This window comes from Stenotrophomonas sp. 05L414_2 (assembly GCF_056397905.1).
Window position 1 is genome coordinate 21,611 of sequence record NZ_JBFTOJ010000004.1, and the last position, 14,703, is coordinate 36,313.

Here is a 14,703-nt window from a genome sequence, read left to right on the forward strand (position 1 = left end):
GCGTCCAATTCGGGTTGTCCAGCCATGTCCGATTCGCGTTCCGCGCACTCCTTCCATGCCGCCCACGCCCTGCTGGCCGACGGCTGGGCCGCCGACGTCCGCCTGCAGGTGCAGGACGGGCGCATCGCCGCGGTCACGCGTGGGCAGGCTGCGCAGCAAGGCGATACTCGCGTGGGCGTCCTGGTGCCGGGCCTGCCGAACCTGCACAGCCACGCCTTCCAGCGCGGCATGGCCGGCCTGACCGAGATCGGTGGCGGCGACGGCGACAGTTTCTGGAGCTGGCGTGAACTGATGTACCGCTTCCTGGCCCATCTGCGCCCGGATGCAGTGCAGGCCATCGCCGCCCAGGCCTACATGGAGATGCTGGAAAGCGGCTTCACCCGTGTCGGCGARTTCCACTACCTGCACCACGATGCCGATGGCCGCCCCTACGCCAATCGCGCCGAGATGAGTGTGCAGATCGCTGCTGCGGCCGCGCAGACCGGCATCGGCCTGACCCTGCTGCCGGTGTTCTACGCCCACGCCGATTTCGGTGGGGCGCCGCCGAACCCGGCACAGCGCCGCCTCATCCATGACGTAGACGGGTTCGCGCAGCTGCTTGATGGTGCCCRCACCGCGCTGGCCACGCTGCCCGATGCGGTGCTSGGCATCGCCCCGCACAGCCTGCGCGCGGTGACGGGCGAGGAGCTGAGCGCACTGCTGCCGCTGACCGATGGCCCGATACACATCCATATCGCCGAGCAGGTGCGCGAGGTCGAGGCCTGCCTGGCGTGGAGTGGCCGGCGACCGGTGCAGTGGCTGTACGAGCATGCCCCGGTCGATGCGCGCTGGTGCCTGGTGCACGCCACCCACATCACCGACGACGAGCGCGCGCAGATGGTCGCCAGCAACGCCGTGGCCGGGCTGTGCCCGATCACCGAGGCCAACCTGGGCGACGGCCTGTTCCCGATGCAGGCCTTCGCGCGCGAGGGCGGGCGCTTCGGCGTGGGCTCCGATTCCAACGTGCTGATCGATGCCGCAGAAGAGTTGCGCCTGCTGGAATACGGCCAGCGGCTGACCCTGCGGGGTCGCAACGTGTTGGCCCCGGATGCCGGCCGCAGCACCGGGCGCTTCCTATTCGAGGGTGCGCTGCAGGGCGGTGCCCAGGCGCTGGGTGTGGCCGCCGGCCTGCAGGTCGGTGCCAGCGCAGACATGGTTGAACTGGACGCCGCGCACCCCGCGTTGCAGGCGCGACACGGTGACGCATGGCTTGACAGCTGGGTGTTCGCCGCACGTAATGGCGGGCTGCGATCGGTCTGGCGCCATGGCCGCCAGTGCGTGGCCGACGGCCGCCACCTGCAGCGCGAGGCCATCACCAGCGCCTTCGCCGCTGCCCTGCGTGGCGTGCTGGGCTGATCGCCTCCCACCATCGAGACTCCACTACGTGAAGGCCAGCAAGTCCGCCACGCTCAACCAGCGCATCCGCAGCGATCTGGAAAGCCGCATCCTCAGCGGAGAGTGGGCGCCGGGCTTCCGTATCCCGTACGAGCACGAACTGATGGAGCAGTACGGGTGCTCGCGGATGACGGTGAACAAGGTGCTGACGGCGCTGGCCGAGAGCGGCATGATCGAGCGCCGCCGCCGAGCGGGCTCCTTCGTGGCTCGACAGCCACCGCACCTGGAGCAGGTGGCGCTGGAGATCCCGGACATCGCAATGGAGGTCGGATCGCGCGGACATCAGTACGGCTACCGGCTGCTGCAGCGTGAACTGCGCTTGGCCGAGGCAGCCAATGCCGGCGAAGTGGAGTTGGCCGGCAGTGAGCAGTTGCTGGCGATGCGCTGCCTGCATCTGGCCGATGGCCGGCCGCTGGCGCTGGAGCATCGCCTGATCAGCCCGGTCGGCGTGCCCGAGGTGCTGGAGGTGGATTTCAGCACCACCGCGCCGGGCAGCTGGCTGCTGCAGAACGTGTCGTGGACGCGCGCCCAGCACCGCATCAGCGCCTGGGGCGCCGATGCGCCCACCGCCAGGCTGCTGGACGTGAAGCCCGGTACCGCCTGCCTGGTGATCGAGCGCCTGACCTGGCGCGGCGAACAGCCGATCACCCGCGTGCGCCAGATGTTCCTGGGCGATGCCTGGGACCTGGTCGCCCGTTTCGCACCCGGGGCGCGATAGGGGCGAACCCACGCTCGGCTTCTTCCCTGAGCGCTTTCAGCCAAGCGGGAATGAATCGCCGTGAGTAGATCCACGCCATGCGTGGATGTGGTGCCGAGCAGCCGAGCTCGGCACCATCACGCCTCAGCCTATCAATACGTCGCGCACTGCCGCCAGCGCACCGGCTCATCCACACCGGGGCGGGCGTTGAGCTGCACGCGCACGTTGCGCAGGGCGGGGTAGCGCAGCACTTCCTGGCACACGCGTGGCCACACCGTTTCCAGTTCACCGGTGCGGTTGATGGCCAGCGTCTGCCGGGTCAGCCAGACGCCGCTGGCGATGCCGGATTGACCCGCCAGCGCGCGGGCCAGTTCGGCCTGGTAGCGGTCCAGCGTGGCAGCGTCCGGGTTGGGATTGCTGCGCGTGTCGTCGCCATTCTGCGGCGCGGCTGCGGCGACCATGGGAGCGGGCGCATTCGCGGCGCTGTCCGGCGCGGCGGGCGTCGGCACAGGACGTGCAGCCGGCGGTGCGACAGGTGCAACGGCCGGTGCCGGGATCGGGTCCGCCTGTTCCGGGCGCAGGCCCTGCAGGCCAAGCCCGACCAGCAGGCCCAGCGTCACTGAGGCCAGTGCGGCAATGGCGATGCGGCGCAGCGCCTCATGGCGGGCGATCGCGCGCACGCGGGTCTCAACATCGGCCGGCAGGTAGGGCTGCAGCAGTGGCCACAGGCGCGGACCATCGATTACTTCCACTGCCTGCTTTTCCGCCGCGCCCATGCCATCGCGTTCAACCCGGCCTTCGGTGATCAGCATGCCGCCCTTGGCGCCTGCCAGTCGCGCGGCAGCACCCAGTTCGTTCACCGCAGCGGTGCCGATGCGATAGGCCAGGCCGTGCTTGCACGACACCCGCCAGGTGTTCGGTCCATCGCTGAGCAGGAAATCGCTGCTCGGCTCGCGGCTTTCCTCGCTCGGATCCTGCAGTTCACGCAGGCCGCGCTGCTCGCGCAGCATGCGCTTGATCAGCGTGGAAAACTCACGCCAGTGCATGCCCGCCAAGGCCTGCAGGCCCAGTTGCATTTCGGTACGTCGACGCTTGAACCACCACAGGTACACGGTGGCCAGGGTGCAGGTAAGCAGGGCCGACAGCAGGGCCAGAATCCAGGGAAGCATGCAGGGCGACGACGGAAGGGGCGAAAACGGAAGCCCACAGTGTAAAGGGCCGACCGGTTGATTGCGTCAGGGTGTTCCCGACAACAACCGTGATGCAGCCCGCAGATCCGCACGCGCCAGACACGAAAAAACCCGCCAATCCTGAAGCCGTGAGGGGAGGGAACAAACGGCAGCCGAAGCGATTGGCGGGTTCTACGCGATTGTCAACGAAAATTTATTGCGTTGCAACAAAGGCGGTTCAGGGCGTGCTTCCCGGCGACTGGTGGCTGCCCGGCGAGGGAGCATCCACGTCGGTGGAGGCACGGTGTTCGAGCTTGGCCAGGCGCGCGGTCAGGGCATCGATGCGGGCTTCCAGCGCGGTCACCTGATCGGCGGTCGGCACGTGCAGTCGCTTGAGTACGCCCTGCACCTGGTCATCGAAGGCCTTGTTGACCTTGTCCCAGGTTCCGGACGCCTTCTCGCGGGCTTCGTCCAGCGAGTGCTCGACGTTGTCGCGCCAGCCCGGTTCCTGCTCGCCGCTGCGTTCACGGCGGCGGGCTTCCCAGGCTTCGCCTTCCTTCACCAGGCCATCGAAGAAACGGCCTCCCTCTGCCTGCGCGCGCCCCAGGGCGCCCAGACCGGCCAGCCAGACCTGCTGTGCCGAATCGCTCAGCTTGCGCGAAAAGCGCTCTGCCTGGTCGCCGAAGCCGGCATCGTCGTCGCGGCGATCGTCATTCTCGTAACGGTTCATTGCATTCCCCGTGGGAGTTGGGCCTATCCCCGAGAGTAGCGCGGCGCGCCGTTGCTGGGCCGTGATGGCTGCAGCGCAGGTTCAGCCCAGCTTTTCCTTCAACACGCGCTGGATCTCGCTTTCCACCATGCCCTTCATTGCCGACAGCAGGAAGCCCAGCTTGGCCGTGACCCGCACCGCGCCCGGCTGCAGTTCGATCGCACCGTCCACGCCACTGCCGGAGAAATTCAGCACGTCGGCGGCCCACGACGACTTCAGGCCGAAGCGTTCGCCCAGCTTGGCGGCAACCTGCTCGATCGCTTCACGTGCCTGGGTGTCGGGCAGGGTGTGGGCGTGGCGGACATCGATGGTGGACATGCAGGCTCCTGGCGCAGGGCGGGGATCAATTGAGAGGGCGAGCATTGTGCGCATCGACGGCGCCCACGCCAAGCGCTCATCGCAGGTTCTTCTTCGTGGGCGGCCAACCTGCTAGTCTGCGCCGCGTGCAGAACCTGCTAGTTCACTTCAGTCAACAACAACAGCCCGACCAGCCGCTGCGGCCCGGGGTACAGCGCATCGTGCGCCAGGCAAACGGCAGCGTGCGCCTCGGTGATGCCGGCAACGGCGCGCTGCTGCTTGCGCAGTTCTGCATGGACGACCGCGGCCTCTGGCTGCAGGTCGGCAACGGTATCCGTGGCATCCATGTGAATGGTCGCCCGGTGCGGCGCATGGCCCTGCTGAGGGCGGGCGACGCGGTCTACGTCGATGGCGTGGAAATGGTCCTGCAGGGCGAGGTCGACACCCTGCTGCAGGCACCGGCGCCGGCAGCCAGCGTCGAAGGCAGCGGTGACGAGCAGCGCCTGCTGCGCGGTGTGGGCGGCCTGCACCACGGCCGCAGCTACCCCCTGGCGCGCGCGCGGGTGATCGGCCGTGGCAGCGATGTCGACATCGAGATCGRTGAACCCGCCTTCGCCGAACAGCACGCGCGGGTGGAAGTCCATGGCGAGCGGGTACTGCTGCGCGACCTGGGCAGTGCCGATGGCACCCGGGTCAACGGCGTTGCCGTACGCCACTGCTGGCTGCAGGCCGGCGACCAGGTCGTGTTCGACGGCCAGCACCGGTTCGTGCTGGAAGTGCCGCATGACCCGCGCCGGCGGCCGCCACTGGCCGATGACGAAGGCAGCGACGAAGCCGAACAGGCACCGGTGGTACCGGTCGCTCCGCGTCGGGTGCGGCGCTGGCCGTGGCTGCTGGGCAGTGCGTTGCTGCTGGCAGCCGTGCTCAGCCTGCTGCTCTGGTTCGGCGCGCGCTGAATTCGTTCCGCCGGGCATGGCCCGGCGCTACCACCCGGACCAACCCGCTTTGGGTAGTGCCGGCCGCTGGCCGGCAACCTCGGTGAACCAAGGTGATTGCAGTTGCCGGCCAGCGGCCGGCACTACCAGTGCCGCCGCGGCAATGGATACGGATGCAACCAAATTTCCCTTGCGCCACAAGGCCGCAAGGCTGGTGCAGTGCGGCATACTAGGGGTCTTGCCCCACAGGTGTGCCATGACGCGCGCGTTCAACTTCAGTGCCGGCCCTGCAACGTTGCCGGAATCGGTCCTGCGCCAGGCGCAGGCGGAAATGCTGGACTGGCACGGTAGCGGTGCCTCCATCGTGGAAATGAGCCATCGCGGTCCGGAGTTCATGTCCGTGGCCGCCGAGGCCGAGGCCGACCTGCGTCGCCTGCTCGATGTTCCCGAGGACTATGCGGTGCTGTTCCTGCCCGGTGGTGCCACCACCCAGCAGGCGTTGATCCCGCTCAACTTCGCCAGCCCCGGCCAGCGTGCCGACTACGTGGTCACCGGCCACTGGGGCAAGACCGCAGTCAAGCAGGCCAGCCCCTACGTGGACGTCAACATCGCCGCCAGCAGCGAGGCCGAAGGGTATCGCCAGCTGCCCGAGCGCGCCGGTTGGCAGCTCTCTCCCGACGCCGCGTACGTGCACATCACTGCCAACGAGACCATCCACGGCGTCGAGTTCCGTGATGTGCCCGAGACCGGCAACGTGCCGCTGGTGGCAGACTTCAGTTCGTCCATCGCCAGYGAGCCGCTGGACGTGCGCCGCTACGGTGTCATCTATGCCGGTGCGCAGAAGAACCTGGGCCCGGTCGGCATCGCGGTGATGATCATCCGTCGCGACCTGCTGGAGCGTAGTGGCCAGCCACGCGCGGACATCTTCGATTACCGCTCGCACGTCGCCCGCGATTCCATGCTCAACACCCCGCCCACCTGGAACTGGTACCTGGCCGGTCTGGTGTTCAAGTGGATGCTGGCCGAAGGTGGCGTGGTCGAGTTCGCCAAGCGCAACGCCGCCAAGGCCGCGCTGGTGTACGGCGCCATCGATGCTTCCGGCGGCTTCTATCGCAACGAGGTCGCCCATTCGGCGCGCTCGCGGATGAACATCCCGTTCTTCCTGCCCAACACCGACCTCGATGCCCGTTTCGTCGCCGATGCCAAGGCCGCCGGCCTGCTGGCGCTGAAGGGTCACAAGGTGGTCGGTGGCATCCGCGCCTCGCTCTACAACGCCATGCCGCTGGCCGGGGCCGAGGCGCTGGTCGCCTTCATGGCCGATTTCCAGCAGCGTCACGGCTGAGCAATGAACGGCGCGCATCGTCGGGTGCGCGCCCCGCAACAAGGAATTCCGATGGCAAGCAAACCCAGCAAGAAGGCGTCGAAGAAGGCCGAGCCGGCCAAGGACAGCGCCACTTCCAAGCCCAAGGGCAAGTCGAAGGCAACCGCGGTGCCGACCCTGGCGCCACTGGCACTGGCCGATGTGCGTTCGAAGATCGACCAGATCGACCGTGACATCCAGAGCCTGATCGCCGAACGCGCACAGTTYGCCCACCAGGTCGGCAAGGCCAAGGGCAAGCTCGCCGCCGCCGTCGACTACTACCGCCCCGAGCGCGAGGCGCAGGTGCTGCGCATGGTGGTGGATCGAAACGAAGGCCCGCTCAGCGATGAGCTGCTGGTGCACGTCTACCGCGAAATCATGTCGGCCTGCCTGGCCCAGCAGGAGCCGTTGAAGATCGGCTACCTCGGTCCGGAAGGTACCTTCAGCCAGCAGGCCGTGCTCAAGCATTTCGGCCGCTCGGCGCTGGGCCTGCCGATGGCCAGCATCGAAGAAGTGTTCCAGGAAGTGGAAGCGGGCAACGCCGATTTCGGCGTGGTGCCGGTGGAAAACTCGGGGCAGGGCACCATCCAGATCACCCTGGACATGTTCCTCACTTCCAACCTGAAGATCTGCGGCGAAGTGGAACTACGCGTGCAGCAGTACCTGATGTCGCGCAGTGGCCGCATCGAGGACATCGAGCGCGTCTACGGCCATCCGCAGTCGTTCATGCAGACCTCGGCATGGATGCGCGCCAACCTGCCCAAGGCCGAGAAGATCCCGGTGGCCAGCAACGCCGAAGGTGCGCGCCGTGCGCGCAACGCCGACGATGCCGCGGCCATTGGCGGCGAGAGCGCCGGCCATGTGTACGGCCTGAAGAAGGTCGTCACCAAGCCGATCCAGAACGATGCCGACAACACCACCCGTTTCCTGGTGGTGGGGCGCAACATCTTCCCGACCTCCGGCCATGACCGCACCTCGGTGCTGGTGTTCATCCATGACAAGCCCGGCGCGCTGTTCGATGTGCTCAGCCCGTTCGCGCGCCATGGCATCAGCATGAACCGTATCGAGTCGCGCCCCTCGCACCACGGCAAGTGGGAATACGGCTTCTTCATCGACCTGGCCGGTCACATCGACGATGCGCCGATGCAGGCCGCACTGGCCGAACTGGAAGCGCACTCGGCGCAGATCAAGGTGCTTGGCTCCTATCCGGTAGCCGTGCCCTGATCCCTGCTGCGGCGGCTGCGGCCGCCGCCCCTGATGCACCGCCGGCGAGCCGGCGTTTACGGAACCATTCAACGATGAGCAACGCGCAGCACTGGATCGCCCGCAAGGGCCAGCCCCTGCAGGGCAGCCTGACCATTCCCGGCGACAAGTCGGTCTCGCACCGCTCGGTGATGTTCGCCGCGCTGGCCGATGGCACCTCGCATATCGAAGGCTTCCTGGAAGGCGAAGACACCCGCGCCACCGCGCGCATCTTCAGCCAGCTGGGCGTGCGCATCGAAACCCCCAGTGCGTCGCAGCGCGTCGTGCACGGCGTCGGCATCGATKGCCTGCAGGCACCCAGCGCACCGCTCGACTGTGGCAATGCCGGCACCGGCATGCGCCTGCTGGCCGGCCTGCTGGCCGGTCAGGCCTTCGACTGCACGCTGGTCGGCGACGAATCGTTGTCCGGCCGTCCGATGCGCCGCGTCACCGGTCCGCTGTCGCAGATGGGCGCGAAGATCGACACCGAGGAAGACGGCACGCCGCCGCTGCACGTGCATGGCGGGCAGACGCTGCACGGCATCGACTTTGCCTCGCCGGTGGCCAGTGCGCAGATCAAGTCCGCCGTGCTGCTGGCCGGCCTGTACGCGCACGGCGAAACCAGCGTCACTGAGCCGCACCCGACCCGCGACTACACCGAGCGCATGCTGTCCGCGTTCGGCSTGGACATCGCGTTCTCGCCGGGCAAGGCCCGCCTGCGTGGTGGCCAGCGCCTGCGCGCGACCGATATCGTGGTGCCGGCCGACTTCTCCTCGGCCGCGTTTTTCCTGGTCGCGGCCAGCATCATTCCCGGCTCCGAACTGCGCCTGAAGCAGGTCGGCCTCAATCCGCGCCGTACCGGCCTGCTGCACGCGCTGCGCCTGATGGGCGCGGACATCACCGAACAGAACCCGGCAGAGCAGGGCGGCGAAGCGGTGGCCGATCTGCTGGTGCGCTACGCGCCGCTGAAGGGTGCGCGCATTCCCGAGGAGCTGGTGCCGGACATGATCGACGAGTTCCCGGCATTGTTCGTGGCCGCTGCTGCCGCCGAAGGCCAGACCGTGGTGACCGGCGCCGCCGAACTGCGGGTGAAGGAATCCGATCGCCTGGCCGCGATGGCGACCGGCCTGCGCGCGCTGGGCATGCAGGTGGACGAAACCGAAGATGGCGCCACCCTGCACGGCGGCGTATCGCTGGGCAGTGGCACCATTCAAAGCCACGGTGATCATCGCATCGCAATGGCCTTCGCCATTGCCGGCCAGATCAGCCATGGTGAAGTGCGCATCAACGACATCGCCAACGTTGCAACGTCCTTCCCGGATTTCGACGGACTCGCACGCAGCGCCGGCTTCAACCTGGCCTGAGGTAGTCCCGGCGCCGCTGCGCTCGCCGGGCATGGCCCGGCGCTACCCTTCGGCGCCTGTTCCGGTAGCGCCGGGCCATGCCCGGCGGAATCCCAACGCGCGCGCAAAAAAACGGAGGCCGAGGCCTCCGTTTTCATTTCAGGCGTCAGCCGGCGATCAACGCTGTTCGGTACGGAAATCCACCGGCACGCGTACCACGCTGGCCACCGCACGGCCCTGGTGCATGGCCGGCTCGAACTTCCAGCCCTGCACGGTGTTCAGCACGGCACGGTCCAGGTCGCGGCTGCGCTCACCACTGCGCGACACGATCGCAGCGTCGGTCACGTTGCCACGCGTATCCACGTTCAAGCTGGCAACCACGCTGCCCTGCACGCCACTGCGCAGCGCGGCGGCCGGATAGCTGGGCTTGCTGTTGCTCGCCAGCGGACGCGCCTCACGGTTGCGTACGGCGGGGGCTGCCTTGCGCTCGCTCTGCGCGGGCACGGCCTGTCGCGCAGCCGGGGTGGGCGTGGTGGCGACCGGCGTTTCCGTGGCCGGCAGCATGCGCTCGCTTACCGGCGCAGGCGCAACATCGTCATGGCTGGAGAATCGCAGCCAGACCAGTGCCGCAGCGAACATCGCCACGATCAGGGCCAGCCACAGCCAAGGGGAGGTCGAGCGCGGCTCGAGCTCGCGGTCCTGCTGCAGTTGCGGCGAATGAAGGTTCTCGTGGGTGGTGGCAGTCATCGCAAACTCCTCACGTCAGTAACGACGCCCAGAGTGTTGCCCGAGGCGGCGTCGAAGCGTGTCAGCATTGCGTCAACGCAACCTGCAAGGTTCAGCTTTTCTGCGGGGAAGCGTTCAGTTACTGCGGCTTGAAGTCGAACGGCACTTCAATGCTGCCGGGTACCGGCTGGCCATTGCTGACTGCCGGGCTGAAGCGCCAGCGACGCACCGCGTCCGTTGCTGCACGGTCCAGCTCGCGCGAACCGCTGCGCTGGATCACAGTCACGTTGTTCGGGTAGCCGGTGGCGTCCACCTCCACCCGCACCACCACGCTGCCCGCTTCACCGCGTCGCAGGGCGGCGGCCGGGTAGGCCGGCGGCGGCGACTGGCCGGCAATCGGCATCGGCTGCGCATTGGCGGTTGCCGGTGCCGCAGTACCCGGCGCGGCCGGAGCGGGTTCAACCGTGGCCGGTGGCGGGGGCGGGGCGGTTTCCACCAGCTTCGGCGCATCTTCCTCGTCCGGCACCGGGGCCGGCTTGGCGTCTGGCAYGTCGCTGGAACCGGCCGCCGCGGCCAGTGGTTCGGGCAGCGGTTCCACCTGGGCGGTTTCCTGCGGCGTCTGCGCGGCCGGGTCGGCACGGAAGAATTCCTTGTCGCGTCCGGTCAGCCAGACCAGCACGAACAGCAGGATGCCCACGCCGAAGGCGATGCCGGCGATCTTCAGGGCGTTGCGCGGGATATGCACGGTGAACGACTTGGCAGGCGACGGACGGGGAGCAGACATGGACCAGACCAGTACGGAATGCCTCGATTCTGCCACGGCCGGAATGAACCGGGCGGCAGAATTCCGTATAACAGGCGATAATCCCGTTCCTGTTACCCACCACGACGCCTGCCATGCTTGATCCAGCCCTGCTCCGCCACCAGCCCGCCGACCTCGCCGAACGCCTGCGCACCWSSCGCGGYTTCGAGCTCGACGTSTCYGSSCTGGAGTCRCTGGAGGCCGATCGCAAGCGCATCCAGGTGCGTACCCAGGAGCTGCAGAGCCTGCGCAACAGCCGTTCCAAGGCTATCGGCCAGGCCAAGGCCAAGGGCGAAGACGTTTCGGCCATCATGGCCGAGGTTGCCGCGTTCGCCGATGAGCTGAAGGCCTCGGAAGTGGCCCTGGACGAGCTGCGCGAGAAGATCGACACGATCTCCATGGGCATCCCGAACATTCCCGCCGATGACGTGCCGGCTGGCGCCGACGAGAGCGAGAACGTCGAGCAGTCGCGCTGGGGTACCCCGCGCCAGTTCGATTTCAAGGTGCTCGACCACGTCGAACTGGGCGCCCGCAACAAGTGGCTGGACGGCGAGACCGCCGCCAAGCTGTCCGGTTCGCGCTTCACCGTGCTGCGTGGCCCGATCGCCCGCCTGCATCGCGCCCTGGCCCAGTTCATGCTCGACCTGCACAGCGGCGAGCATGAGTATCAGGAAACCAACGTGCCGGTGATCGTCAACGCCGACAGCCTGTACGGCACCGGCCAGCTGCCCAAGTTCGAAGAGGACATGTTCATCACCCAGCTGGGTGAGCAGAAGCGTTACCTCATCTCGACCTCGGAAATCTCGCTGACCAACATCGCCCGCGACGAGATCCTCGACGCCGAGCGCCTGCCGCTGCGCATGACCGCCCATTCGCTGTGCTTCCGTTCCGAAGCCGGCAGCGGTGGCCGCGACGTGCGCGGCATGATCCGCCAGCATCAGTTCGAGAAGGTCGAGCTGGTTTCGATCTGCCGCCCGGAAGACAGCGACGCCGAACACCAGCGCATGACCCGCTGCGCCGAAGTGGTGCTGGAGAAGCTCGGCCTGCCGTACCGCAAGGTGCTGCTGTGCACCGGCGACATGGGCTTCTCGGCCATCAAGACCTACGACCTGGAAGTCTGGCTGCCGTCGCAGGAGACCTACCGCGAGATTTCTTCGTGCTCGAACTGTGGTGACTTCCAGGCCCGCCGCATGCAGGCCCGCTGGCGCAACCCGGCCACCGGCAAGCCGGAGCTGGCGCACACCCTGAACGGCTCGGGCGTGGCCGTCGGCCGCGCAATGATCGCGGTGATGGAGAACTACCAGAACGCCGACGGCAGCATCACCGTGCCTGAAGCCCTGCGCCCGTACATGGGCGGCATCGAAACCATCGGCTGATCAGCCGGTAGCGCCGGGCCATGCCCGGCGGCCTTCTGATGGGTGCCGGCCATGTCGGCACCGCATCCACGCATGGCGTGGATCTACTGAGGCGGTGCGGCATCCACGCCATGCGTKGATGACGCAATCCATCAACCTGCTACGCGCAACTTCTCCAGCGGTACCCAACCGGCCTCGCCAGCCGCCGGCACACACCACGCCCACCCATTGAGCGTGCGCACGCCGCGCAGGTGCTGCCCCGGGTCCACATCAAGCTCCCGCGCGCAGTAATCCTCCGTGGCAAACGCGCCACCCTGCGAATCGCGACCGATCACCGGCGCCGGCACGAACCCCGGCTGCTGTCCCTCGGCCTCGCACAGAAACCAGTCCTCCCAACCCTCGGGCCCCTCATAACGATCGCCCACCACCAGTGCCTGGCCACGGTGCAGGGTGATCGGGTGCGGAAATTCGCTGCGGTGCGCAGCCATCACGATGTAGTTCATCGCCTCATGGTGGCAAAAAAAAGCGGCCCCGCAAAAGCAGGGCCGCCAGGGTGGGCCGGGATGGGGGAGGGAATCCCGGCCCGCGTTCAGCGCCCAGACGAGGGAGAGAGGCGCCGAACGCTGGAACGCGTTACGCCGCTGCCACTTCCGCCGCCTCATGCGACGGCAGCGCTGCCAGTGCACCGGCAATGGCGTCTTCGCGATGCTGCGGCGAATAGGCGATGCCCTCGGCACGCACGAACTCGATTTCGTTGATGCCCCAGAAGGCAAACGTCTGGCGCAGGAAGGGCTCCTGGAAATCCGCCGGCGAATCGGTGTAGATGCCGCCACGGCTGCTGACCACGATCACCCGCTTGCCACCGGCCAGGCCCACCGGGCCGTTCTCGGTGTACTTGAAGGTGCGCCCGGCCACCGCCACGCGGTCGATCCAGGCCTTCAGGGTGGAGGGCACGCTGAAGTTGTACATCGGCGCACCGATCACCACGATGTCTGCGGCCAGGAACTGCTCGAGCACCTGTTCAGCATCAGCGGCCTCGGCCGGGTCGGTCTTGGCCAGCGACCCGCTGCGCAGATGCGGTACCGGATTGGCGTCAAGATCGCGATAATCAACCTGCAGGCCGTCGATCTGCTGCTTGAACTGGGCCACCACGGCGGCGGTCAGGTGGCGGGAGACGGAGTTGTCGCCAAGCACGCTGGCGTCGATGTGCAGAAGCTTCATGGCAGTACCTATGTTCGGGAGAGGTGGCGGGCTTGCCGCCGACGGAGAGAACGATAGGTTGTTGCATCGACGGGATAAAGGTGGTTGAATGCCACGTATTGTTCTATCAATGGAACTCGGGTATGCATGACCTGAATGATCTGTACTACTTCGCGATGGTGGTCGACCACGGCGGTTTCGCCGCCGCCGAGCGCGCACTGGGCATCCCCAAGTCGCGCCTGAGCCGCCGTATCAGCCAGCTGGAAACGGACCTGGGCGTGCGCCTGCTGCAGCGCTCCACGCGCCGCTTCGCCGTCACCGACGTCGGTACCAGCGTGCACCGCCACGCCCAGACCATGCTGGCTGAGGCGCAGGCCGCGCGCGAGGTGGTGGACCGCCTCAGCGCCGAGCCGCGCGGCCTGGTGCGCGCCAGCGTGCCGGTGTCGCTGGCGCAGATGCAGCTGCCCAAGCTGCTGCCCAAGTTCCTCGAGCAGTACCCGAAGGTGCGGCTGCAGCTGAACATCAGCAACCGCCGTGTCGACATCATCAACGAGGGCTACGACGTCGCCCTGCGCGTGCGTTCGCGGCTGGATGACGACGGCAGCCTGGTGATGCGCAGCTTCGGCCAGGTGCAGGAACTGCTGGTGGCCAGCCCGAAGTACTTGGACCGCGCCGGTCGCCCGAAGGACCCGGAAGAGCTGGCCAACCACGTAACCCTCAGCATCAGCGAAGACGAGGCGCGCCAGCGCTGGGAACTGCACGGACCGGAAGGCGCGGTGCGCCGGGTGGACCTGCAGCCGCGCGTGGCCGGTTTCGACTTCCCGCTGCTGCAGAGCATGGTGAAGGACGGCTTCGGCATCACCATGCTGCCGGAAACCGTCTGCGCCGATGCCGTGCGCAACGGCGAGCTGGAAGTGGTGCTGCCGGACTGGTCGCTGCCCCAGGGCGTGTGCCATGCCGTGTTCGCCTCGCGTCGCGGCCTGCTGCCGGCGGTGCGGGTATTCATCGACTTCCTGGCCGAACACCTGCCGCCGCAGCTGGAGGCCTCGCGCCTGGATTGCGGTGGCGCCTGCGAGAAGGCCAAGGAGCGTATCAAGGCCAGTGCGCTGGGTGCGTTGGCGGTGGACGCGGGCTGAGGCCAGCCTCCGATGGAACAACGGTCTTGGGCAAATCGCCTGGCCGTGCGAGAATGCGTGCCCGGCCAGCAGGCTGGGCCGATACGGAGAGATGGCCGAGCGGTTTAAGGCACCGGTCTTGAAAACCGGCGAAGGGTTAAACCTTCCGTGGGTTCGAATCCCACTCTCTCCGCCAGAATTTTCGAAAAGCCCCTAGAAATATGGGCTTTTTCTTTGTCTCAGCTATTGCTACCCGCCC

Annotated in this window: 15 protein-coding genes and 1 tRNA gene; 9 read left to right on the forward strand and 7 right to left on the reverse strand. The window is 67.4% G+C overall.

Translation table 11 applies throughout. The annotated features are described in order from the left end of the window. The first annotated feature begins 24 nt into the window (after window positions 1-24). Both AC1DJN_RS01285 and hutC read left to right on the forward strand, forming a co-directional pair. Window positions 25-1,395 (forward strand): formimidoylglutamate deiminase, encoded by a 1,371-nt coding sequence (locus AC1DJN_RS01285; RefSeq protein WP_478038621.1) that lies wholly within the window; start codon window positions 25-27, stop codon window positions 1,393-1,395. A gap of 28 nt (window positions 1,396-1,423) precedes the next feature. After that, window positions 1,424-2,152, forward strand: a complete 729-nt coding sequence (gene hutC / locus AC1DJN_RS01290) for a histidine utilization repressor (protein ID WP_093819095.1) — start codon at window positions 1,424-1,426, stop codon at window positions 2,150-2,152. Window positions 2,153-2,283: 131 nt separating this feature from the next. Here hutC and AC1DJN_RS01295 read toward each other — a convergent pair whose 3' ends face one another. The 3 genes from AC1DJN_RS01295 to AC1DJN_RS01305 form a co-directional block, all read right to left on the reverse strand. Then, the gene (locus AC1DJN_RS01295; RefSeq protein WP_313116569.1) at window positions 2,284-3,300 is read right to left on the reverse strand and encodes a restriction endonuclease; all 1,017 of its coding nucleotides are present in this window, start codon (window positions 3,298-3,300) and stop codon (window positions 2,284-2,286) included. A gap of 238 nt (window positions 3,301-3,538) precedes the next feature. Next, window positions 3,539-4,030, reverse strand: a complete 492-nt coding sequence (locus AC1DJN_RS01300; RefSeq protein WP_025876984.1) for a phasin family protein — start codon at window positions 4,028-4,030, stop codon at window positions 3,539-3,541. A gap of 81 nt (window positions 4,031-4,111) precedes the next feature. After that, window positions 4,112-4,387 (reverse strand): polyhydroxyalkanoic acid system family protein, encoded by a 276-nt coding sequence (locus AC1DJN_RS01305; protein ID WP_025876985.1) that lies wholly within the window; start codon window positions 4,385-4,387, stop codon window positions 4,112-4,114. Between the two features lie 125 nt (window positions 4,388-4,512). Here AC1DJN_RS01305 and AC1DJN_RS01310 point away from each other — a divergent pair, with 125 nt between their 5' ends. The 4 genes from AC1DJN_RS01310 (at window position 4,513) to aroA (ending at window position 9,267) form a co-directional block, all read left to right on the forward strand. After that, window positions 4,513-5,322 (forward strand): FHA domain-containing protein, encoded by an 810-nt coding sequence (locus AC1DJN_RS01310; protein WP_478038623.1) that lies wholly within the window; start codon window positions 4,513-4,515, stop codon window positions 5,320-5,322. A gap of 235 nt (window positions 5,323-5,557) precedes the next feature. Continuing rightward, on the forward strand, window positions 5,558-6,643 hold the full coding sequence (gene serC / locus AC1DJN_RS01315; RefSeq protein ID WP_442252144.1) for a 3-phosphoserine/phosphohydroxythreonine transaminase: 1,086 nt from the start codon (window positions 5,558-5,560) through the stop codon (window positions 6,641-6,643). Window positions 6,644-6,694: 51 nt separating this feature from the next. Continuing rightward, window positions 6,695-7,885, forward strand: coding sequence for a prephenate dehydratase (gene pheA / locus AC1DJN_RS01320; protein WP_025878757.1), 1,191 nt, complete (start codon window positions 6,695-6,697; stop codon window positions 7,883-7,885). A gap of 74 nt (window positions 7,886-7,959) precedes the next feature. Continuing rightward, window positions 7,960-9,267: a 3-phosphoshikimate 1-carboxyvinyltransferase gene (gene aroA, locus AC1DJN_RS01325; protein WP_478038628.1), complete on the forward strand. Its 1,308-nt coding sequence runs from the start codon at window positions 7,960-7,962 to the stop codon at window positions 9,265-9,267. Between the two features lie 156 nt (window positions 9,268-9,423). On the opposite strand, the gene AC1DJN_RS01330 is transcribed toward aroA, so the two are convergent. Together AC1DJN_RS01330 and AC1DJN_RS01335 are read right to left on the reverse strand one after the other, a co-directional pair. Continuing rightward, window positions 9,424-9,993 carry an energy transducer TonB gene (locus AC1DJN_RS01330; protein ID WP_442251123.1) on the reverse strand — a complete coding sequence of 190 codons (570 nt, stop codon included), beginning with the start codon at window positions 9,991-9,993 and terminating at the stop codon, window positions 9,424-9,426. Window positions 9,994-10,111: 118 nt separating this feature from the next. After that, the gene (locus AC1DJN_RS01335; protein ID WP_478038631.1) at window positions 10,112-10,756 is read right to left on the reverse strand and encodes an energy transducer TonB; all 645 of its coding nucleotides are present in this window, start codon (window positions 10,754-10,756) and stop codon (window positions 10,112-10,114) included. A 113-nt stretch (window positions 10,757-10,869) separates the two neighbouring features. Between AC1DJN_RS01335 and serS the strand changes: the two genes are divergently transcribed. Beyond that, complete coding sequence (gene serS, locus AC1DJN_RS01340) at window positions 10,870-12,150, forward strand: serine--tRNA ligase (RefSeq protein ID WP_478038633.1); 1,281 nt, start codon at window positions 10,870-10,872, stop codon at window positions 12,148-12,150. A gap of 131 nt (window positions 12,151-12,281) precedes the next feature. Here serS and AC1DJN_RS01345 read toward each other — a convergent pair whose 3' ends face one another. After that, entirely contained in the window at window positions 12,282-12,632 is a 351-nt protein-coding gene (locus tag AC1DJN_RS01345) for an SH3 domain-containing protein (protein ID WP_442251124.1), read from the reverse strand. A gap of 130 nt (window positions 12,633-12,762) precedes the next feature. Then, entirely contained in the window at window positions 12,763-13,350 is a 588-nt protein-coding gene (locus tag AC1DJN_RS01350; RefSeq protein ID WP_032976247.1) for an FMN-dependent NADH-azoreductase, read from the reverse strand. Between the two features lie 122 nt (window positions 13,351-13,472). Here AC1DJN_RS01350 and AC1DJN_RS01355 point away from each other — a divergent pair, with 122 nt between their 5' ends. Then, window positions 13,473-14,465: a LysR family transcriptional regulator gene (locus AC1DJN_RS01355; RefSeq protein WP_025878750.1), complete on the forward strand. Its 993-nt coding sequence runs from the start codon at window positions 13,473-13,475 to the stop codon at window positions 14,463-14,465. Window positions 14,466-14,550: 85 nt separating this feature from the next. Continuing rightward, a tRNA-Ser gene (locus tag AC1DJN_RS01360) sits at window positions 14,551-14,640 on the forward strand. Window positions 14,641-14,703: the final 63 nt, after the last annotated feature.